The following is a 19,447-nucleotide window of genomic DNA, read 5'->3' on the forward strand; positions in this document are numbered from 1 at the left end:
CTGCCGCGTCCCGCAGCGCTATGATCGGCCTTGTTTTTCCGGAGCATCGCCATGCCCGTTGAGCCCGCTCGCCTCGAAATCCTGACCGCCCTCAGCCGCAAGGCGCTGTGGCTGTCGTCATGGACCATCCACCACGCCAACCAGATCAGGCCGAACTCGGATGGCCTGAAGGTCGGCGGCCACCAGGCCTCCTCGGCCTCGCTCGCCACCATCATGTCGGCGCTGTATTTCCACGTGCTGCGCCCGGAGGACCGCGTCGCGGTGAAGCCGCATGCGAGCCCGGTGTTCCATGCCATCCAGTATCTGTTCGGCCGGCAGACCCGCGAGAAACTGGAGAACTTTCGCGGCTTCAAGGGCGCGCAGTCCTATCCCTCGCGCACCAAGGACGTCGACGACGTCGACTTCTCCACCGGTTCGGTCGGCCTCGGTGTCGCGCAGACGCTGTTCGCCTCGCTGGTGCAGGACTACGTCAAGGCCCATGGCTGGATGAAGGACCGCCGCGAAGGGCGGATGATCGCGCTGGTCGGCGACGCCGAGATGGACGAGGGCAACATCTTCGAGGCGCTTGCGGAGGGGTGGAAGCACGGCCTGCGCAACACCTGGTGGGTGGTCGACTACAACAGGCAGTCGCTCGACGCCGTCGTGCGCGAAGGTCTGTGGGAAAAGTTCGAGACCATGTTCCGCAATTTCGGCTGGGACGTGGTGATCGTGAAATATGGCCGGCTGATGCGCGAGGCCTTTGCCGAACCCGGCGGCGAGGCGCTGAAGCGCTGGATCGACAATTGCCCGAACGCGCTCTACGCCGCGCTGTGCTTCCAGGGCGGCGCGGCCTTCCGCAAGCATCTGCATGACGAGATCGGCGATCAGGGACCGATCACGGGGCTGATCGACAAGCGCAGCGACGAGGAGTTGCTGGCGCTGATGTCGAATCTCGGCGGCCACGACATGGCGAGCATGCTGGAGGCGTTCGAGTCCATCGACCACGATCGCCCGGTCTGCTTCATCGCCTACACCATCAAGGGCGTTGGCCTGCCGTTCCAGGGCCACAAGGACAACCATGCCGGCCTCATGACGGTCGCGCAGATGGAGACATACCGCGCGAGCCAGAACATCCGCCCCGGCCACGAATGGGACAAGTACGAGGGTCTTTCGCAGGACCCGGCCGAGCTCGACGCCTTCCTCGCGCGCGTGCCGTTCAACAAAGACGGCCGCCGGCTGACCGCGCCCGTCGTCGAGGTGCCGGCCCAGCTCGCCTTCAAGCCGTCGCCGCAGATGTCGACGCAACAGGGCTTTGGCCTTGTGCTGAACGAGATCGCGCGCGGCGACAGCGAGCTGGCCCAGCGCATCGTCACGACCTCGCCCGACGTGACGGTCTCGACCAATCTCGGCCCCTGGGTGAACAGGCGCGGCCTGTTCGCGCGCGGCGAGAAGGCGGACTTATTCCGTAGCGAGAAAATTCCGTCCACCTTCAACTGGGACTTCTCGCCCAAGGGCCAGCATCTCGAGCTCGGCATCGCCGAGATGAACCTGTTCATCATGCTCTCGGCGCTCGGCCTGTCGCACCAGATCAACGGCGAGCGGCTGCTGCCGGTCGGCACGCTCTACGATCCCTTCATTGAGCGCGGCCTCGATGCGCTGAACTATGCCTGCTACCAGGATGCGCGCTTCATGGTGGCGGCGACGCCATCAGGCATCACGCTCGCACCCGAAGGCGGCGCGCACCAGTCGATCGCAACGCCTTTGATCGGCATGGCGCAGGACGGTCTCGCCTCGTTCGAGCCGGCCTTTGTCGACGAGCTCGCGGTCATCATGGGCTGGGGCTTCAACCACATGCAGCGCGACCCGGGCGAGGGCGGCTCGGTCTATCTCCGCCTGTCGACGCGCAGCATCGAGCAGGCGCAGCGCATCATGACGCCGGAACTGCAGCAGGGCATCACCGACGGGGCCTATTGGCTGCGCAAGCCCGGCCCCAATGCCGAACTCGTGATCGCCTATACCGGCGCGGTGGCGCCGGAGGCGATCGAAGCCACCGGCTTCATCGGTGAGGTCAGGCGCGACATCGGCCTGCTCGCGATCACGTCGGCAGATCGCCTCCACGCGGGCTGGACCGCCGCGCGGAAATTGCGGCGGGACCGGCGCGGCGTGCAGCATCTCAGCCATATCGAGAAACTGCTGGCGCCGCTGCCGCGCGACTGCGGCATCGTGACCGTGATCGATGGCCACCCTTCCGCGCTCGGCTGGCTCGGCAGTGTCCGCGGCCATCGCGTCGAGGCGCTGGGCGTCGAGCAGTTCGGCCAGACCGGCACCATCGCGGACCTTTATCGGCATTACGGCATCGACGCCAATGCCATCATCGATGCGGCGGAAAGCCTCACCATTGGCGCGCCGGTGCTGCATCGGAAGATGGCGGTGTGACTCTCCTTCGTCGTCCTGGCGAAAGCCAGGACCCATACTCCGCGGCGGCGATTGTGGGCGGCGGGCGGTCGACGCCTGAGCAAACCAACCAGGGTTGGTGGCAATGGGTCCTGGCTTTCGCCAGGACGACGGTGAGACCACCTTGCCACGTTCCCGCCATCGGCTCATATAACCTCCGTCCGCCGCAACGCTGGCCCCGCATATGGCGGGTTCAATTGCCGGCGCTTTCGTGCAAGGATGCCTGCCGAAACGCCCCCAAGCCCCAAAAAGAGGTTAACGATGGTCAATCGCATGCAATTCTACATCGACGGCGCCTGGGTCGATCCCGCCGTCAAGAAGTCCACTCCGGTCGTCAACCCCGCGACGGAAGAGGCGATGTACGAGGTTGCGCTGGGCTCCAAGGCCGATGTGGACAAGGCGGTTGCCGCCGCCAAGCGCGCCTTTGCGACATTCTCCCAGACCAGCCGTGACGAGCGCGTCGCGCTGCTCAGCAAAATCATCGAGGTCTACAAGGGTCGTCTCAAGGAGATCGGCGCCGCCGTCTCCGACGAAATGGGCGCGCCGCTGCCGATGGCGGAGAAGCTGCAGGCCGGCGCCGGCCTTGGCCATCTCATGACCACGCTCGACGTCCTCAAGAACTATCATTTCGAGGAGCCCGTCGGCACCGCCATGGTGCTGCGCGAGCCGATCGGTGTGGTCGGCATGATCACGCCCTGGAACTGGCCGCTCAACCAGATCGCCTGCAAGGTCGCGCCCGCGCTCGCCGCCGGCTGCACCATGATCCTGAAGCCGTCGGAATTCACGCCGACCTCGGCTTTGATTTTTGCGGAAATCCTCCATGAAGCCGGCGTGCCGAAGGGTGTGTTCAACCTCGTCAACGGCCTTGGCCCCGAGGTTGGCGCTGCCATGAGCGAGCATCCCGACATCGACATGATCTCCTTCACCGGCTCGACCCGCGCCGGCATCGACGTGGCCAAGCGCGCGGCGCCGACCGTGAAGCGCGTCAGCCAGGAGCTGGGCGGCAAGTCGCCGAACGTCATCCTCGAGGGTGCCGACCTCACCAAGGCGGTGACCGGCGGCGTGATGCACATGTTCAACAACTCCGGCCAGTCCTGCAACGCGCCCTCGCGCATGATCGTGCCGGCCTCGAAGATGAAGGAAGTCGCCGCGATCGCGAAGGCCGTCGCCGACAAGACCAAGGCGGGCGATCCGCGCGCCGAAGGCACCACGATCGGTCCCGTGGTCAACCGCGGCCAGTGGGACAAGATCCAGGGCCTGATCAAGAAGGGCATCGACGAGGGCGCAACGCTGGTTGCCGGCGGACCTGGCCTGCCCGAAGGCGTCAACAAGGGCTTCTACGTTCGCCCGACCATCTTCGCCGACGTCACGCCCGAGATGACGATCGCGCGCGAAGAGATCTTCGGACCGGTGCTGACCATCATCGGCGCCAAGGACGAAGCCGAGGCCGTGCAGATCGCCAACGACACGCCGTACGGTCTTGCCGGCTACGTCTATGGTCCTTCGGTCGAGGATGCCAAGCGCGTCGGCCGCCAGATCCGCGCCGGCAACGTCAATCTCCAGGGCGTGCCCAACGACCGCACCGCGCCGTTCGGTGGCTACAAGCAGTCCGGCAACGGCCGCGAATGGGGCAAGTACGGCCTCGAAGACTTCCTCGAAGTGAAGGCCGTCGCCGGCTTCAACGCGGCGTAAGTTTTCGCGCGTGAACAGAATGACGCCGGAGCGGGAAACCGCTCCGGCGTTTTTCGTTTTCGTCGTACGGCGGGGAGGAGCCTCAGCGACGTACCCGCCGTCATTGCGAGCGCAGCGAAGCAATCCAGAATCCCTCCGCGGTGAAAGTCTGGATTGCTTCGCTGCGCTCGCAATGACGGAGGAGAGATCGACGCCTATCCCCCCACCGCGCCCTGCGTGTTCACATACAGCGCGTAGATCGACTGGCTCGCCGCCATGAACAGGCGGTTACGCTTGACGCCGCCGAAGCAGAGATTGGCACACCGTTCGGGCAATGCGATACGCCCGATCATGACGCCGTCGGGCGCGAACACCACGACGCCGTCGAGCTCGGGATCGCCCATGCCCCAGCCGCACCAGAGATTGCCGTCGATGTCGACGCGGAAGCCGTCCGGCGTGCCGGGGCCGGCATCGACGAAGACGCGCTTGTTCGAAAGCTTGTCGCCGGAAGGCGAGACGTCGTAGGCGAGAATTTTGCGGGTCGGCACGCCGCGGGATTCGATCAGGTAGAGGATTTTCTCGTCCGGCGAGAAGGCGAGACCGTTCGGCCCGAGCACACCCTCAGCCACGACGGTGGCTTTGCGGGTCTCCGGGTCGAGCCTGTAGACGTTCATGTCGATCTCGGGCTCGGACTTGTAGCCCTCGTAATTGCCGAGGATGCCGAAGATCGGATCGGTGAACCAGATCGAGCCGTCCGATTTCACCACGACGTCGTTCGGCGAGTTCAGCCGCTTGCCGCCAAACGAATCCATCAGCACGGTGATGCTGCCGTCATACTCCGTGCGCGTCACGCGCCGTCCGCCGTGCTCGCAGGTGACCAGGCGGCCCTGGCGATCCCTGGTGTTTCCATTGGCGAAATTGGAGGGCTTTCGGAAGTTCGAGACCGCGCCGGTCTCCTCTTCCCATTTGATGATGCGCTGGTTCGGGATGTCGCTGCACAGGAGATACCGCCCGTCGCCGAACCACACCGGGCCCTCGGCCCAGCGCAGCCCGGTCGCCAGCCGCTCCACCGCCGAGAGTTTCAACCAGTATTTTTCGAAGCGGGGGTCGAGTGCTTTGATCGCCGGATCGGGATAGTAGGTCGCCGGCCGCCAGCCCGACCGCTCCTGGGTGTGGGACGATGCCTCATTCATGTCGGTTCTCTCGTTTCGTTCCCTCTGGACAATGCTGCTATCATTAGAGACACGTGACGGCAAATCGGTCACCAACGGCGAGGGAAGACATGCCGCGTATCTTGATGACGGGAGCTTCGGGCGGAATCGGAACGCGCCTGCGCAAATTGCTGCCGCCGATCTATCCCGACCTGCTGCTGTCCGACATCCGTCCGCCCAAGGATCTCGGAGCGAACGAGCAGTTCAAGGCGGCAGATCTGTCTGATCTGGCGCAGTGCGAGGCGATCTGCGAGGGCGTCGACGGCGTCATCCATTTCGGCGGCTATTCGGTCGAGGGCCCCTGGGACGATATCCTCCAGGCCAACATCATCGGCGGCTACAATCTGTTCGAGGCCGCCTACCGCAAGGGCGTCAAGCGCGTGGTGTTCGCCTCGTCCAACCACACCGTCGGCTTCTATCCGCGCCACCGCAGGATCGACACCGACGTTACGGTGCGCCCGGACGGGCGCTACGGCGTCAGCAAGGTGTTCGGCGAAGCCGTCGGCGCGCTCTATGCCGACAAGCACGGGCTGAAAGTCACCTGCATCCGCATCGGCAATTGCGACGAGCGGCCGCTGGATCATCGCCGTATCGCGATGTGGCTGATGCCGGAAGATCTGGTGCAGCTCTGCCGGATCGGGCTTGAGCATCCCGACATCCATTTCGAGATCTTCTACGGCGTCTCCCTGAACGAGCGCGCCTGGTGGGACAATCATCGTGCCTATGAATTCGGTTACCGCCCGATCGGCCGCTCCGAAGACCATGTCGCGCACGCGATGGCCGAGCAGGCCAAGCTGAAGCCCGACCCGATCGGCGATCATTTCCAGGGCGGCGCGTTCTGCAGCAACGAGTTCGATGGCGACACGAGCCGGATCATCGATTGGAACAAGCGGTAGGAGATGATCGGACCGGACCGTCGCCGCAATGGCGGTGCGCTCCCTCGCCCCGCTCGCGGGGAGAGGGTTGGGGTGAGGGGAGCTCTCCGCGGGGGGGGGTGAGAGTTGGACCCGCAGCCACTCACCACACGTCATTGCGAGCGCAGCGAAGCAATCCAGAATCCCGCCGCGGAAAGACGCTGGATTGCTTCGCTGCGCTCGCAATGACGCGTTGAGAGAGTGATACCCGCCAGCGAGCACGTGACTCGCAGAGACCTGCCATTGATGTAGATCAACATCACTGCAGCTTCACTTGGCTCTCGATTTATGCGGCCGCAATTCGAGAGTCGCGATAATGAAATTCAAATTGTCAATCATCATACTGCTCGCGCTGATCGCGTCGGCATCGGCGCGAGCCGCGCCACTCAGCGACGCCGAGGCGACGTTCCTCGATCAGCTCGTCACAGCATCTGTGGTGCTGGAGCAGCGTTGCGTCGGCTACGAGGTCGATGGCGCCGGAGGCGTTCAGCTCGGCGCGCGGCTTCTCGGCAGCCCCAAAGCGGCGATGGCGGATGATCGACGCGTATTCCGCGGCCATCAAGGCCCGCGATGGCGAGGGTTACGATCCCGGTAAATTCCGTCCCGAGGTGCTTGAGGCGGCCGGCAAAACGTTCAAGCGCGTCCGGGCGGAATTGATCAGGGATCCGAAACGGGCCTGTTCCCGCTACGGCGGGGCCAGCGTGGATCGCGGTTTGCTGAGACGGTATTGAACCGGGACTTGAGGGATCCAGATCTCAGCAAACGAACGGGCCGTCTCGAAAGACGGCCCTTGGTTATTATTCCACAATCTCGACGATCCGGTGTGTTCGCGGTTCAACCAGCACGGTACGACCATTCACCACCGTATAGCGATACTCACGGGCGCCATACTCGGGTGGCACCTCGTAATAGGTCACGCCCTCTTCAGGAAGAACCGCCCCGACTCTCACGTCCTCCCGATATTGATAGGAAGGCCGTCGCTGTTCGACGACGTAGGAGTGAAAGCGCGGGCGCTGATCGACACCGAGGACTCCTGCCACGCCGCCAACGACGCCTCCGACTACGCCACCTACAACAGCGCCGACCGGGCCCGCCGCTCGCTCACCGTCTCGGGCACCGCGTTCGATGCCTCCGGGCACGCCCTGAGCCTGGGTCGCTACGGGAAGCAGGACGGCGACGGCAATAGCGGCAGCTCCGACAAAACGGCAAATCATGGCAGCTCCTAGTTGGGGGATTGGTCAAAGACAAGCACCAAGCCGACCATAGGTTCCCGGAGATCGCGGAGATGCTTCTCGTATTCTGGGCCAGCGGGTGCGAGCTACCATCTGCAGGCGATCACGCAGCTTGGCGCTCTATTGGGGTGATTCCTCACCTGCAATCCGCGCCAGATAATCCGCCTTGCTGAACTGCATGTGATCCACGCACAACTGCGCCAGTGCCCAGCTGTCGCGGCCTTTCAACAGCTCGATCATCAGCTCGTGCTGGCGCCGCGACTGCGCGAGCCCCTCGCGATCAGCGAGGTTTTTTGCGCGCATCGGCAGTGTCAGGTTCATGTAGTCCTGCAGCGAGCGGACCAGATAGGGATTGCCGCAGGCGGCGAACAGCGCGACGTGGAACGCGTCGTTGGCCTCGTGGATGCCGCGCAGGTCGCGGATGTCGGCCTTCGCGCAATACTCGCGTTGTAGCGCAGTCAGCTCGTCGATCAGGGCTTGCGGCGCGGGCAGGGGGATCATCAGCGCGGCCTGCCGGGTCAGCATCTCCCTGACTTCGTAGATCTGCCGCACCTCCTCGGCGGAATAGAACCGCACGGTGGCGCCGACATTCTTCTCGCGGCGGACGATGCCGCGACGCTCGGCATCGACCAGCGCCTGGCGCACGAAGTGGCGCGAGGTGCCGTAAGCCGACATCAGCGCGTCCTCGGTCAGGCGCGCGCCCGGCGCGAGGCGGCCGAAGATGATGTCCTCCTCCAGCCGCGCGACGACGTCATCCGGATCATCGCGCCGGAGCGGCTTGGCATCTGCTGTGCGAATATCGGACATGCCCTCGGCCTCCGGCACGAGCCGGATCTTCTGTGGAGCAGGGAGTGTCCAGATTGTCAATAATTTGTGTCTGCTACGGTGCCATGAGCTGGAAATGACGGCTCTGGGCGCCTCCGTTATTGACAATAAGGGGGCAGGCTGTAGCACAATGGCAGGCGAGAAGGAGCTAGGTGATGACGAGTGGTTTGCGCAAGGGCCTGACGAGCTATGGCGATGCCGGCTTCTCGCTGTTCCTGCGCAAGGCGTTCATCAAGGCCATGGGCTATTCCGACGACGCGCTGGAGCGCCCGATCGTCGGCATCACCAACACCTATAGCGACTACAATCCCTGCCACGGCAACGTTCCTGAGATCATCGAGGCGGCCAAGCGCGGCGTGATGCTGTCGGGCGCGATGCCGTTCGTGTTCCCGACCATCTCGATCGCCGAGAGCTTTGCGCATCCGACCTCGATGTATCTGCGCAATCTGATGGCGATGGATACCGAGGAGATGATCCGGGCCCAGCCGATGGATTCGGTGATCGTGATCGGCGGCTGTGACAAGACGCTGCCGGCGCAGGTGATGGCCGCGATCAGCGCCGATTTGCCGACCGTGGTCATTCCCGTCGGTCCCATGGTGGTCGGCCATCACAAGGGCGAGGTGCTGGGCGCCTGCACCGATTGCCGCCGTCTCTGGGGCAAGTATCGCGCCGGCGAAATGGATGACGCCGAGATCGAGGCGGTGAACGGACGGCTTGCGCCGTCGGTCGGCACCTGCATGGTGATGGGCACGGCCTCGACCATGGCCTGCATGATCGAGGCCATGGGCCTGTCGCTGCCGATGAGCGCGACGATCCCGGCGCCGCATGCCGAGCGTTTCCGTCTGGCCGAGGCCAGCGGCCGCGTCGCCGCCGAGATGGCCAGGACCAAGGGGCCGAAGCCGAGCGAATTGCTGACGCCGGCCTCCTTCAGGAACGCGCAGGTCGTGCTGCAGGCGATCGGCGGCTCGACCAACGGCCTGATCCATCTGACCGCGATGGCGCATCGCTCGCCGCACCGGCTCGACCTCGAAGTGTTCGACCAGATCGGCCGCGAAGTGCCTGTTCTGGTCGACCTCAAGCCGTCCGGCGAGCACTATATGGAGCATTTCCACCACGCCGGCGGCGTGCCGAAATTGCTGGCCCAGCTCGGCGATCTCATCGATCTCGATGCGAAGACGATCTCGGGCCGGACCTTGCGCGATGTCGTCGCCAACGCCGAGGACGTGCCGGGCCAGGACGCGATCCGCTCGCGCGACAACCCGATCAAGAAGGAGGGCGGCCTCGCCGTTCTGCACGGCAACCTCGCGCCGCGCGGCGCGGTCATCAAGCAGTCGGCCGCGAGTCCAAAACTGTTGCAGCACACGGGGCGCGCCGTGGTGTTCGAGTCCGTCGAGGACATGACGCTGCGCGTCGACGATCCCGAGCTGGACGTCACCGCCGACGACGTGCTGGTGCTGCGCAATGCCGGGCCCAAGGGCGCGCCTGGCATGCCCGAGGCCGGCTATCTGCCGATCCCCAAGAAGCTTGCTCGGGGCGGCACCAAGGACATGGTGCGCATTTCCGATGCGCGCATGAGCGGCACCGCGTTCGGCACCATCGTGTTGCACATCACGCCGGAATCCGCCGTCGGCGGACCGCTGGCGCTGGTGAAGAACGGCGACAGGATCAGCCTCGATGTGGCCAGGCGCAGCATCGAGCTGCTGGTCGATGCGGCCGAGCTGGAGCGCCGGCGCGCCGCCTTGAGGCCGGCCTTCGCGCCTGATGAAGCGCGGCGCGGCTATGCCTGGCTGTTCAACGAGACCATCATGCAGGCCGATGAGGGCTGCGACTTCGATTTTATGCAGAGGACTGGGAAGAAGACCGAAACGGGCTGATCAATACTCAAGCCGAGACCGCTCAAGCGGCCGGCGACAAAACAGGGGGAGACGACGATGGTACGATCCATGCCAGGATTCCTGCACGGCCTGGCGGCTGCGGCCGCCATGCTGTTCGTCACGGGCGCAGGGGCACAGGAGGTCAAGCATTATCGCTTCGCCTATGACCAGCCCCGCAATACCGGCTACTCGATCGCCGGCGACCTCTTTGCCGACAAGCTCAAGGAATTGAGCAAAGGCACCATGATCATCGACCAGTATCCCGGAGCGCAGCTTGGGCAGGAGCCGCAGGTGCTTCAGCTCGTGAAAGCCGGCGATGTCGAATTCTCCATCGTCTCCTCAGCCAACACCGCGACGATCTCGCCGCAGGCCGGTGTGATGTCGCTGCACTATCTGTTCCGCGACGAACAGCATGTGATCAAGGGCCTCGCCGACCCCAAGGTGTTCGAGGCGCTCAAGGCCATGATCGAGGAGACCACCCAGGGCCTGCATCTGATCGGCACGGGCTCGCAGGGCGTGCGCCACATGTACTCCAAGAAGGAGATCCACAATGTCGGCGATATCAAGGGCCTGAAGGTCCGCGTGCAGGCGACCGCCACTGAAGACACCATGTTCCCGGCCTATGGCGCTCAGACCGTGCACATGCCGTTCGGCAGCGTCTATACCAGCTTGCAGACCGGCGTCGTCGACGTCGCCGAAAACAGCATCAATGTCTACCTCGTCAACAAGCACTACGAAGTCGCGCCGGTGCTGAACATCACCGAGCACGAGGCCAACAACGCGCTGGTGTTCGTTTCCGACAAGCTCTGGCAGAGCCTCTCGGCCGAGCAGAAGGGCTGGGTGCAGGCCGCGGCCAACGAGATCAGCACCAAGGAGCCGGCCAAGGCATTCGATCTCGAGCGGGCAGCGGCCGAGAAGCTGAAGAAGCTGGGCGTCAAGGTCGTGGACAATGTCGACAAGAAGAGTTTTTCGGCGATCGCCGATCCCTATCTCGACAAGCTCGCCAAGGAGCTCGGCCCGCACGCCGAGAAGATCAAGAATTTGATCCGGTCGATTAATTAGGCCGCCGGCAGACGGTGCGCTCCCTCTCCCGCTTGCGGGAGAGGGCGGGGGAGAGGGTGTCTCCGCAACGGGACAATCCCCCAGAGGAAAGAACCCTCACCCGCCGCTACGCGGCGACCTCTCCCGCAAGCGGGAGAGGTGAAGCCAACTCGCAGCCGGGAGCAACAATGCCCATCGCCGACAAGCTCGTAATCCAGCGCCAGCGCCATCTGAAATGGCGCTGGCTTGACTGGCTCGAGCTCGCGCTCATGATCCTCTGTGGCGTGTTGTGCTTCGGCTTCTCGCTGTCGGTCACGGCCGACATCGTCACCCGCACCATTGGCCATCCCTGGCTGTGGCTCCAGGAGGTCACCTCGACGCTGTTCATCTATGCGATCTTCGTCGGGACGGCCGTTGCGGTCAGGCGCAACGACCATCTCTATCTCACCGCGATCTCCGAGGCGATGCATGGCGTGCCCAGGATCATCGTCGAGGTCATCATCCGCCTCATCGTGCTCAGTGTCGCCTTCTGCCTGATCTGGTACGGCTACCAGAACTATTTGCGCGGCTTCGGCAGCTTCCGCCTGCCGTCGGGTACGCCGATCGCCTCGCTTTACGCCATCATTCCCCTGTCCGGAATCCTGATCGGCCTGTTCACCGTCGAGCAGCTCGTCAATGGCCTGCGCAACGGCTTCGATCATCCGGAACCGCCTGACGAAGATACCGCGCCCGTCGTCGCCGAAACGCAAATGAGGGCGCAGCCGTGAGCGCACCCATCGTCCTGGCGTTGATGTCGATCTGCTTCCTGTCGTTCGGCTATCTCGGCGTGCCCGTGCCGTTCTCGCTGATGGCCGGCGTCTTCATTGGCGCCATCCTGTCCGACGTCTCGCTCGCCGCGATCATCCAGAAGATCTTTGACGGCATGGATTCCGAGGCGTTGCTGGCGATCCCGTTCTTTCTCCTGGTCGGCGAGCTCATGAGCTCGGCCAATGTCGTCGTGCGAATAGCCAACCTTTCGGTGTCGCTGGTCGGGCATATCAGGGGCGGGCTGTCGCAGGTCGTGGTCGTCTTCAGCATGTTCTTCTCGGAGATGTCAGGCTCGACCACCGCCGACGTCGCCGTGATGAGCCGCGCACTCGGCGGCCCGATGAAGCGCGAGGGCTACGAGCCCGCCTTCATCGCCGCGATCATCGCCTCCGCCTCGACCATCGCGGCCCTGGTGCCGCCGAGCATCACGGCGGTGGTCTACGGCGCCGTCGGCAACGTCTCGATCGCCGGCCTGTTCATGGCGGGCGTCGTGCCCGGCCTGATGATCGGCTTCGGACTGATGATCTATTGCTATTTCTTCGGGCCCTCGGGCCTGCGCAAGCCACGCGCGCCGCTGCGGCAGGTGATGTTCGCGGCCGGCGACGCGGCCCTGCCGCTGATGATCCCGGTGATCCTGCTCGGCGGGATCCTGACCGGCTGGTTCACGCCGACCGAGGCCGGCGTCGTCGCGGTGGTCTGGATCATCCTGGTCGTGATCCCCGCGCTCAACCGCGGTCATTTCCGGAAGATCCCCTACGATTTCTGCCTCGCAGGCCTCATCTTCTCGCTGCCGCTGATCACCATCGGCGCCGCCAACGCCTTCGGCTGGATGCTCGCCTATTTGCGTGGCGCCAGCTATATCGCCGACTTGATCACGTCCATCGCCGGCAACGATCCGCATCTGATCATGCTGCTGATGGTGCTGCTGTTCACGGTGGTCGGCGATTTCATCGAGCCGGTGCCGACGATCATCATCTTCATGCCGCTGGTGAATGCGCTGACCGAGGCCGGCGACATCAACGGCGTGCATATGGGCGTGGTGCTGATCGCGACGCTCGCCTTCGGCTTGATCACGCCGCCTTATGGCCTGGTGCTGCTGATGGCCTCGAAATTCGTCGGCGTCAGTTTTGCGAAAGCGCTGCGCGCGGCCTTGCCGATCTATGTGGTGTTCTTCGCCACCATCGCGTTCGCGATCTATTTCCCCAGCGTGGTGCTGTGGCTGCCGCAGAAGGTATTGCCGGAATCGGTCGGTTGCTTCAAGTCCCCGGCCGGGACGGGCTACATCTGTCCCAAATGAGCGCCCGGGGCTATTTGCTCTTGCTCGTGAACTTCTTCACGGCGGCGCGGAACTCTTCCGTGTTCATCGCCATGATGATCTTGTGCTCCTCGGCATCGAGCTGCTGCCGCACCGTCGTGGTCGCGGCCGCATAGACCAGCGACTTGGTGCCGGATATCGCCGCCGGCGGGTTCTGCGCCAGCCGCTCGGCGAGCTGCCGCGTCGCCGCCTTCAATTCGGCCGCGGGAACGGTCTTGGCGACAAGGCCCCATTCATGGGCCTGCTGCGCGGTAAAATTGTCTTCGGCCAGGAAAATCTGCAGCGCGCGGCGCGAGCCGACCGTGCCGACGATCCCGACCGTCGAACCGCCGTCCGGCGACACGCCGATCTTGGCATAGGCCGGCGTGAACTTCGCATCATCGGCGGCGATGCAGAGGTCGGTGACGAACGCCAGCCCCATGCCGGCGCCCGCTGCCGAGCCATGCACGCTCGACAGCGAGATCTTCGGCATGCGCCTGAGGATCTCGATGAAGGCATGATAATGCCTGAGTAGCTCGCCGACGACCGGCGTCACGGTGTTGGCTTCCGCGGCAGCTCCGATCGTCTGCAGATCGCCGCCGGCCGAGAAGGCGCGGCCCTCGCCCTCGAGCACCACGACCCTGATGGCCTCGTCGCCCTCGATATAGGCCGCAAGCTGCTCGAGCTTCTGCGCGATCGCAAGGTTGACCGAGTTGAACGCGGCAGGGCGGTTGAGCGTGATGGTTGCGATCGCACCGTCGATCCGCAGCAGTGCGGGATCATCGGGCTTTGAGACGGGAGCTGGCATTTTTGTAATCCCCGGCTGGAGGTTCGTTGCTGCAACTAAATCGCAGAAGGGCGGGGGTGACAATCCCCGGCCCGGCCGACGGGGTCTTGCGCCGCGCGGAATGTTCGGCTCATATGGATCCGCCTCGTTTAGGGACGGACACGAGCGCCGGCTCCTCGCAAGGCTAAGCCAAGCCATCTTCAGCGAGAGGAGACGACATGGGTGATGCTCGTGTCTTGCAGAAATGGGCTGTCCAATGACCGACGGTCCGGTGATCATTGTCGGCGCCGGCCATGGTGGCTACCAGGTCGCGGCATCCCTGCGGCAGGCGGGCTTTGCGGAGCGCATCTGCCTCGTCAATGACGAGGCGCATTTGCCCTATCAGCGGCCGCCGCTCTCCAAGGCCTACATCAAGGGTTCGGCGGGGCCCGAGAGCCTGATGTTTCGCCCCGAAAAATTCTACCAGGACCAGAAGATCGAGCTGATTGCCGGCCGTGCCGTGGCGATCGACCGCGCGGCGCGAAAAGTGCTGCTCGCCTCGGGCGAGACGCTGCCTTACGGTCACCTCGTGCTGGCGACCGGCGCGCGCAATCGGCTGCTCGATCTGCCCAATGCCAACCTGCCCGACGTGAGATATCTGCGCATCCTCGACGACAGCGACGCGCTGCGCCGGATCATGCCGACCAGGACGCGCGCCGTGATCATCGGCGCCGGTTTCATCGGTCTCGAATTCGCCGCCACCGCGCGGATCAAGGGCCTCGAGGTCGATGTGCTCGAGCTCGCCCCGCGCGTGATGGCGCGCGCGGTGACGGCGGAGGTCTCGGACTATTTTCAGGAACGTCATCGCGAGGCCGGCATCCGCATTCATCTCGGTGTGCAGGCAACCAGCATCGAAGCCGAAAACGGCAAGGTCACCGGCGTGTCCCTGAGCGACGGCCGGCATCTGCCCGCCGATCTCGTCGTGGTCGGCGTCGGCGTGCTGCCGAACATCGAGCTCGCGGCGGAGGCGGGGCTGCCGGTCGCGGCCGGCATCATCGTCGACGAATATCTTGCGACTGTTGATCCAAACATCTCGGCCATCGGCGATTGCGCGTTGTTCGCAAGCCCGCGCTTCGGCGGCTCGCTGCGGCTGGAGTCCGTGCAGAACGCCACCGATCACGCCCGTTGCCTCGCGGCGCGGCTGACCGGCGACAAGAAGCCTTATGACGGCCATCCCTGGTTCTGGAGCGACCAGGGCGACGACAAGCTTCAGATCGCGGGCCTCACCACCGGCTACGACCGCGTCGTGCTGCGTGGCGATCCCGCCAGAAAGGCGTTTTCGGTGTTCTGCTATCACGGCGACAAGCTGCTCGGCATCGAATCGATCAACCGCGCCGGCGATCACATGTTCGGCCGCCGCTTGCAGGCGATGGACCGCTCGATCACGCCGGAGCAGGCCGCGGACGAGAACTTCGACCTGAAGAGCGCGCTGGCCTGATCAGCCGGCGCTGAGCACCGCTGCCACCTCCGCGGCCGTCGGCATCGACGGCCCGGCACCCATCCGTTGCACGCTGATCGATGCGGCGGCGTTGGCGAAGGCGAGGGCGGTGCGCAACGGCACGCCATCGGCCAGTTGCGATGCCAGCGCGCCGACAAAGCAGTCGCCTGCGCCCGTCGTGTCGACCGCCGTCACCACGCGTCCCGGCACCGCAAATTCCTCTTGCCCGGCGAGCGCGAGCACGCCGCGCCTGCCCAGCGTGATGCAGATCGTCTGGTCCGCGCGCGCCTGGAGCCGTCGCGCCACCGCGATGATCTTTGCGCTCTCGTCGTCGTCCGAGAGCTCGCGGCCGGCGAGAAAGCCGAGCTCGGTCTCGTTCAGCACGAGGATGTCGACGAGCGCGAGCAATTCGGGCGACATCTTCTGCGCCGGCGCAGGATTGAGCACCGTTGTCGCGCCGGCGCCACGGGCGCGCTGGAAGAACGCGGCAATCGTCGGCAGTGGAATCTCGAACTGGCTGACCGCGACATCGCCCTGCAGCAGCGGCACGACGCCGACATCATCTGCACTCACAAGCCCGTTCGCCCCGGGAATGACGACGATGGTGTTGTCGGCCTCGGCGACCGTGATGATCGCAGTGCCGGTGTGGGCTTCCGCCGTCTCCCGCACGTAACCGAGATCGATACCCTGGTCGCCGAGAAAGGCCTTCAGCTCGGCGCCAAAGGAATCCTTGCCCAGCCGCCCGATCAGCGTCGTCCACGCGCCGAGCCGCGCCGCGGCCACGGCCTGGTTCGCGCCCTTGCCGCCCGGAAAATACAGCACCTGCCGGCCCGCGACGGTCTCGCCGACGCGCGGGTGACGATCGGCCGTCGCCACCACATCCATGTTGATGCTGCCGGCGACGAAGACGCGTCCCATCACAAACCCCGTCTAAACGCGGACCTCGAACTCGTGCCTGACTTTGGCGATGTCGACAAGCGTCGGCAGGCCGGCCTCGTTGCCGAGGCGCTGGATCTTGAAGGTCGAGGCGGCGCGCGCAAAGTCGAAATGCTCACGCCAGCTTTTGCCGGGATGGGCCAGATAGGAATAGACATAAGCGCCGTGGAACACGTCGCCGGCGCCGTTGGTGTCGATCACGCGCTCGCGCGGGATCGGCATCGCCGGCATCACCTGGACCGTGCCGGTTTCGTCGTACCAAAGCAGGCCCTTCTCACCCATTGTGACGCCGCCGATCTTGCAGCCGCGGCCCTTGAGGTAGTCGAGCATCTTCTCCGGCGTGAGATCCATCTGCTCGCACAGCCGCTCGGCGACGATGGCGACGTCGATATATTCCAGCAGCTCATGCGTGTTGGTGCGCAGGCCGCCGCCGTCGAGCGAGGTCAGAATCCCGGCGTCGCGGCAGACCTTTGCATAGTGGAGCGCGGCATCCGGCTGGTGGCCGTCGACATGCAGCGCGCGGCAGCCGCCGAGATTGAGCATCGGGAACGGATGGATGTGTTCGTCGTCGCGGCAGCGGACGATGGCGCGCTTGCCGTCCTTGGGCATGATGAAGGACAGCGAGGACTGGTTGACCTTCCGCCCGTGCAGCGAGATCGCATATTTGGCGCACATGTCCTGGAACATGCGCCCGAGCCAGTCATTGGCCGCGGTGGCGATGAGGTCGGGCACGATGCCGAGCTTGGCGCAGCAGAACGCCGCCGTGACCGCGTTGCCGCCGAAAGAGACCGCGTAGTCAGTTGCCACGTGCTTTTCGTCGCCGGTCGGCATGTGGTCGGTGAGGAAGACGACGTCGATATAGGTCTGTCCGATAAAGAGAGCCTGCATTGCTTGTCCGTGATGCGCTGGGTGGTCCCGGCCGGCACACCTACTCTAGCACCGGTTCCGCGCGGAGGACGCGGAAATTATTGCAAAACCGCCCCGAAGCGCTTGAGGTCGGCATAGGGCCGGAATACGACCATGTCAGGCCCGTGCCAAGCCCGGACATTTGCCGGTTTTCCGGGCCATGGTTCCAGGACGATCAAGAGGAAAATACATGATCACCGGCCTCGATCACGTCGTCGTTCTGGTCAAGGATATCGGTGCGGCCAAGGCGGCCTATCAGCTGCTGCTCGCCCGCGCGCCGGCCTGGCAGAATTCCGGCGAGGGCGCCGACCGCGTACTCTTCACCCTCGACAACATGACCATCGAATTGATGGCGCCGAGCGGCTTTACCGCGACCGCGGACCGGATGCGCGCGCTGCTCGACGACCAGGAAGGCGTGCTCGCCAGTCTGTGCTTTCGTGTCGCGGACATGAGCAGGATGCACCGGCGGCTCGACCGGGTGGCGCTCAAGCCGGATCCCGTCGCCGAGGTCGAGAGCAGCGACGACGTATCGGGCGCGGTCCTGCACTGGAAGCGGACCCGGGCGGCGACCGAGCTGACGCGCGGCGTGCGCATGTTCTTTCTCGAACTCGCCGACGAGCGCCCGAAATCGGTCGCGACGGATGTCGCGCCGATCGAAGCGCTCGATCACGTCGTCATCACCACCGAGGATTCCGATCGCGCGGCCGCGCTCTACGGCGCGCGGCTCGGGCTCGATCTCGCGCTCGACCGGTCGCACCACGACTGGGGCCAGCTGATGTTCTTCCGCTGCGGCGATCTCATCGTCGAGGTGGTGCGCCGCCTCGTTGCGGGCGGCGATTCCGAGCACGACCGTCTCTGGGGCCTGAGCTGGCGCGTCGCCGACATCGACGCCACCCGCGCCCGCCTGCTTGCCGCTGGCCTCGATGTCTCCGAAGTGCGCAACGGCCGCAAGCCGGGCACGCGCATCATGACCGTGCGGAACGGCACCTGCGGGATCCAGACCGTGCTCTTGGAGCGCTCGCCGAAGCCGGTGGGGTAGGGCGCCGCTCTCTCCCCCGTCATTGCGAGCGTAGCGAAGCAATCCAGAATCTCTCCGCGGTGGCAGTCTGGATTGCTTCGTCGCAAGGGCTCCTCGCAATGACGGCGCCCGCGTGATACATGGCTGTTACCACCACCCAGCGAGCACCCGGCTTGGCAAAGGCAACGGCAAAGCGAACTCTGAAATGGCAGCGCGACCCCGAGGGGATGCGGCTGCGCATTCTCGAAGCCGCCAAGCAGGAGTTTTCTGCTCACGGGCTTGCCGGCGCGCGTGTCGACCGGATCGCCGCCAAGGCCGGCGCCAACAAGCGCATGCTGTATTACCACGTCGGCAACAAGGACGACCTCTATCTGGCGGTGCTGGAGGGCGCCTATGACAAGATCCGGAGCGAGGAGCGAGGGCTCGATCTCGAACATCTCGCGCCGCCCGAGGCGATCAGGCGGCTGATCGAATTCACCTGGGGCTATTTTCTTCGCAATCCGGAATTCCTGTCGCTGCTCCAGACCGAGAACCTCGCGCGCGCCAAACATCTCAAGCGCTCGACCAAGGTCAAGTCGATGCATTCGCCCTTCGTCGAGATGATCCGCACCGTGGTGCGGCGCGGCGTCGAGAGCGGCGATTTCAAGGTCGCGGTCGATCCGGTGCAACTCTACATCTCGATCGCGGCGCTCAGCTTCTTCTATCTCTCGAACTCGGCGACGCTGAGCGTGATCTTCGGCCGCGACCTGCTCGCCAGGGACGCCAAGGACGAGCGCCTCGCGCACATGGTCGGCCTCGTGCTCGCCGCGCTGACGGGACAGTCGGCGGAGCTGCTGGAAATCGTCAAGGCGCCGAAGCCGCGTGCCGGCGTGGCGCAGACGGTTTAGGCGCGCTATCTCCCCGTCGTCGTCCCGGCGAAGGCCGGCAACTGTTATGTTGATGGTTCGACCTTATAGATTTTTCGGTCGCGCAGCATGGCGTTGAGGATGGTCAGCAGCTTCCTGGCGACAGCAATGAGGGC

General features: G+C 64.8%; 18 protein-coding genes. 11 read left to right on the forward strand and 7 right to left on the reverse strand.

Features of this window, described 5'->3' with window-relative positions; all coding sequences use genetic code 11:
* Positions 1-51: 51 nt before the first annotated feature.
* Complete coding sequence (locus JQ621_RS22390) at positions 52-2,415, forward strand: transketolase (protein ID WP_212236838.1); 2,364 nt, start codon at positions 52-54, stop codon at positions 2,413-2,415.
* A gap of 279 nt (positions 2,416-2,694) precedes the next feature.
* Positions 2,695-4,125: an aldehyde dehydrogenase family protein gene (locus JQ621_RS22395; protein WP_212236839.1), complete on the forward strand. Its 1,431-nt coding sequence runs from the start codon at positions 2,695-2,697 to the stop codon at positions 4,123-4,125.
* A 194-nt stretch (positions 4,126-4,319) separates the two neighbouring features.
* Here the strand turns inward: JQ621_RS22395 and JQ621_RS22400 are convergent, their stop codons facing one another.
* On the reverse strand, positions 4,320-5,297 hold the full coding sequence (locus JQ621_RS22400) for an SMP-30/gluconolactonase/LRE family protein (RefSeq protein WP_212236840.1): 978 nt from the start codon (positions 5,295-5,297) through the stop codon (positions 4,320-4,322).
* An 89-nt stretch (positions 5,298-5,386) separates the two neighbouring features.
* Between JQ621_RS22400 and JQ621_RS22405 the strand changes: the two genes are divergently transcribed.
* Positions 5,387-6,211, forward strand: coding sequence for an NAD-dependent epimerase/dehydratase family protein (locus JQ621_RS22405; protein WP_212236841.1), 825 nt, complete (start codon positions 5,387-5,389; stop codon positions 6,209-6,211).
* Between the two features lie 349 nt (positions 6,212-6,560).
* On the opposite strand, the gene JQ621_RS35500 is transcribed toward JQ621_RS22405, so the two are convergent.
* Positions 6,561-6,788, reverse strand: a complete 228-nt coding sequence (locus JQ621_RS35500; RefSeq protein WP_249125457.1) for a hypothetical protein — start codon at positions 6,786-6,788, stop codon at positions 6,561-6,563.
* Here JQ621_RS35500 and JQ621_RS35505 point away from each other — a divergent pair.
* A complete protein-coding gene (locus tag JQ621_RS35505) occupies positions 6,763-6,960 on the forward strand; it encodes a hypothetical protein (protein WP_249125458.1) in 198 nt (65 codons plus the stop codon). The genes JQ621_RS35500 and JQ621_RS35505 overlap by 26 nt on opposite strands.
* Positions 6,961-7,026: 66 nt before the next feature.
* Here JQ621_RS35505 and JQ621_RS22415 read toward each other — a convergent pair whose 3' ends face one another.
* Positions 7,027-7,443 carry a DUF1236 domain-containing protein gene (locus JQ621_RS22415; RefSeq protein ID WP_212236842.1) on the reverse strand — a complete coding sequence of 139 codons (417 nt, stop codon included), beginning with the start codon at positions 7,441-7,443 and terminating at the stop codon, positions 7,027-7,029.
* Positions 7,444-7,581: 138 nt separating this feature from the next.
* Positions 7,582-8,268, reverse strand: a complete 687-nt coding sequence (locus tag JQ621_RS22420) for a GntR family transcriptional regulator (protein WP_212236843.1) — start codon at positions 8,266-8,268, stop codon at positions 7,582-7,584.
* Between the two features lie 173 nt (positions 8,269-8,441).
* On the opposite strand from JQ621_RS22420, the gene JQ621_RS22425 reads away from it, so the two are divergent.
* The 4 genes from JQ621_RS22425 to JQ621_RS22440 all read left to right on the forward strand — a co-directional run bounded on the left by JQ621_RS22425 (position 8,442) and on the right by JQ621_RS22440 (position 13,305).
* A complete protein-coding gene (locus JQ621_RS22425) occupies positions 8,442-10,160 on the forward strand; it encodes an IlvD/Edd family dehydratase (protein WP_212236844.1) in 1,719 nt (572 codons plus the stop codon).
* A gap of 69 nt (positions 10,161-10,229) precedes the next feature.
* Positions 10,230-11,222 carry a TRAP transporter substrate-binding protein gene (locus JQ621_RS22430; protein WP_212236869.1) on the forward strand — a complete coding sequence of 331 codons (993 nt, stop codon included), beginning with the start codon at positions 10,230-10,232 and terminating at the stop codon, positions 11,220-11,222.
* 167 nt (positions 11,223-11,389) lie between these two features.
* Positions 11,390-11,968, forward strand: a complete 579-nt coding sequence (locus JQ621_RS22435; RefSeq protein ID WP_212236845.1) for a TRAP transporter small permease — start codon at positions 11,390-11,392, stop codon at positions 11,966-11,968.
* Positions 11,965-13,305 carry a TRAP transporter large permease gene (locus JQ621_RS22440; RefSeq protein ID WP_212236846.1) on the forward strand — a complete coding sequence of 447 codons (1,341 nt, stop codon included), beginning with the start codon at positions 11,965-11,967 and terminating at the stop codon, positions 13,303-13,305. Before JQ621_RS22435 ends, JQ621_RS22440 begins: the two co-directional genes overlap by 4 nt.
* 10 nt (positions 13,306-13,315) lie before the next feature.
* Here JQ621_RS22440 and JQ621_RS22445 read toward each other — a convergent pair whose 3' ends face one another.
* Positions 13,316-14,110 carry an enoyl-CoA hydratase/isomerase family protein gene (locus tag JQ621_RS22445; protein ID WP_212236847.1) on the reverse strand — a complete coding sequence of 265 codons (795 nt, stop codon included), beginning with the start codon at positions 14,108-14,110 and terminating at the stop codon, positions 13,316-13,318.
* Positions 14,111-14,345: 235 nt separating this feature from the next.
* Between JQ621_RS22445 and JQ621_RS22450 the strand changes: the two genes are divergently transcribed.
* On the forward strand, positions 14,346-15,566 hold the full coding sequence (locus JQ621_RS22450) for an NAD(P)/FAD-dependent oxidoreductase (protein WP_212236848.1): 1,221 nt from the start codon (positions 14,346-14,348) through the stop codon (positions 15,564-15,566).
* Here the strand turns inward: JQ621_RS22450 and rbsK are convergent, their stop codons facing one another.
* Positions 15,567-16,484 carry a ribokinase gene (gene rbsK, locus JQ621_RS22455; RefSeq protein ID WP_212236849.1) on the reverse strand — a complete coding sequence of 306 codons (918 nt, stop codon included), beginning with the start codon at positions 16,482-16,484 and terminating at the stop codon, positions 15,567-15,569. It lies immediately after the preceding gene.
* A 12-nt stretch (positions 16,485-16,496) separates the two neighbouring features.
* Positions 16,497-17,390 (reverse strand): sugar kinase, encoded by an 894-nt coding sequence (locus tag JQ621_RS22460; protein ID WP_212236850.1) that lies wholly within the window; start codon positions 17,388-17,390, stop codon positions 16,497-16,499.
* Between the two features lie 208 nt (positions 17,391-17,598).
* On the opposite strand from JQ621_RS22460, the gene JQ621_RS22465 reads away from it, so the two are divergent.
* Together JQ621_RS22465 and JQ621_RS22470 are read left to right on the forward strand one after the other, a co-directional pair.
* Positions 17,599-18,447: a VOC family protein gene (locus tag JQ621_RS22465; RefSeq protein WP_212236851.1), complete on the forward strand. Its 849-nt coding sequence runs from the start codon at positions 17,599-17,601 to the stop codon at positions 18,445-18,447.
* A gap of 119 nt (positions 18,448-18,566) precedes the next feature.
* A complete protein-coding gene (locus JQ621_RS22470) occupies positions 18,567-19,313 on the forward strand; it encodes a TetR/AcrR family transcriptional regulator (protein WP_212236852.1) in 747 nt (248 codons plus the stop codon).
* Positions 19,314-19,447 lie beyond the last annotated feature (134 nt).

This window comes from Bradyrhizobium manausense, assembly GCF_018129685.1.
GTDB classification, from domain to species: Bacteria; Pseudomonadota; Alphaproteobacteria; order Rhizobiales; family Xanthobacteraceae; genus Bradyrhizobium; species Bradyrhizobium manausense_D.

Excerpts from the sequence above, each read along its gene's own strand:
- JQ621_RS22390 (WP_212236838.1), top strand. The coding sequence starts at position 52 with ATGCCCGTTGAGCCCGCTCGCCTCGAAATCCTGACCGCCCTCAGCCGC.
- JQ621_RS22395 (WP_212236839.1), top strand. The coding sequence starts at position 2,695 with ATGGTCAATCGCATGCAATTCTACATCGACGGCGCCTGGGTCGATCCC.
- JQ621_RS22400 (WP_212236840.1), bottom strand. The coding sequence starts at position 5,297 with ATGAATGAGGCATCGTCCCACACCCAGGAGCGGTCGGGCTGGCGGCCG.
- JQ621_RS22405 (WP_212236841.1), top strand. The coding sequence starts at position 5,387 with ATGCCGCGTATCTTGATGACGGGAGCTTCGGGCGGAATCGGAACGCGC.
- JQ621_RS35505 (WP_249125458.1), top strand. The coding sequence starts at position 6,763 with ATGATCGACGCGTATTCCGCGGCCATCAAGGCCCGCGATGGCGAGGGT.
- JQ621_RS35500 (WP_249125457.1), bottom strand. The coding sequence starts at position 6,788 with ATGGCCGCGGAATACGCGTCGATCATCCGCCATCGCCGCTTTGGGGCT.
- JQ621_RS22415 (WP_212236842.1), bottom strand. The coding sequence starts at position 7,443 with ATGATTTGCCGTTTTGTCGGAGCTGCCGCTATTGCCGTCGCCGTCCTG.
- JQ621_RS22420 (WP_212236843.1), bottom strand. The coding sequence starts at position 8,268 with ATGTCCGATATTCGCACAGCAGATGCCAAGCCGCTCCGGCGCGATGAT.
- JQ621_RS22425 (WP_212236844.1), top strand. The coding sequence starts at position 8,442 with ATGACGAGTGGTTTGCGCAAGGGCCTGACGAGCTATGGCGATGCCGGC.
- JQ621_RS22430 (WP_212236869.1), top strand. The coding sequence starts at position 10,230 with ATGCCAGGATTCCTGCACGGCCTGGCGGCTGCGGCCGCCATGCTGTTC.
- JQ621_RS22435 (WP_212236845.1), top strand. The coding sequence starts at position 11,390 with ATGCCCATCGCCGACAAGCTCGTAATCCAGCGCCAGCGCCATCTGAAA.
- JQ621_RS22445 (WP_212236847.1), bottom strand. The coding sequence starts at position 14,110 with ATGCCAGCTCCCGTCTCAAAGCCCGATGATCCCGCACTGCTGCGGATC.
- JQ621_RS22450 (WP_212236848.1), top strand. The coding sequence starts at position 14,346 with ATGACCGACGGTCCGGTGATCATTGTCGGCGCCGGCCATGGTGGCTAC.
- rbsK (WP_212236849.1), bottom strand. The coding sequence starts at position 16,484 with ATGGGACGCGTCTTCGTCGCCGGCAGCATCAACATGGATGTGGTGGCG.
- JQ621_RS22460 (WP_212236850.1), bottom strand. The coding sequence starts at position 17,390 with ATGCAGGCTCTCTTTATCGGACAGACCTATATCGACGTCGTCTTCCTC.
- JQ621_RS22465 (WP_212236851.1), top strand. The coding sequence starts at position 17,599 with ATGATCACCGGCCTCGATCACGTCGTCGTTCTGGTCAAGGATATCGGT.
- JQ621_RS22470 (WP_212236852.1), top strand. The coding sequence starts at position 18,567 with ATGGCTGTTACCACCACCCAGCGAGCACCCGGCTTGGCAAAGGCAACG.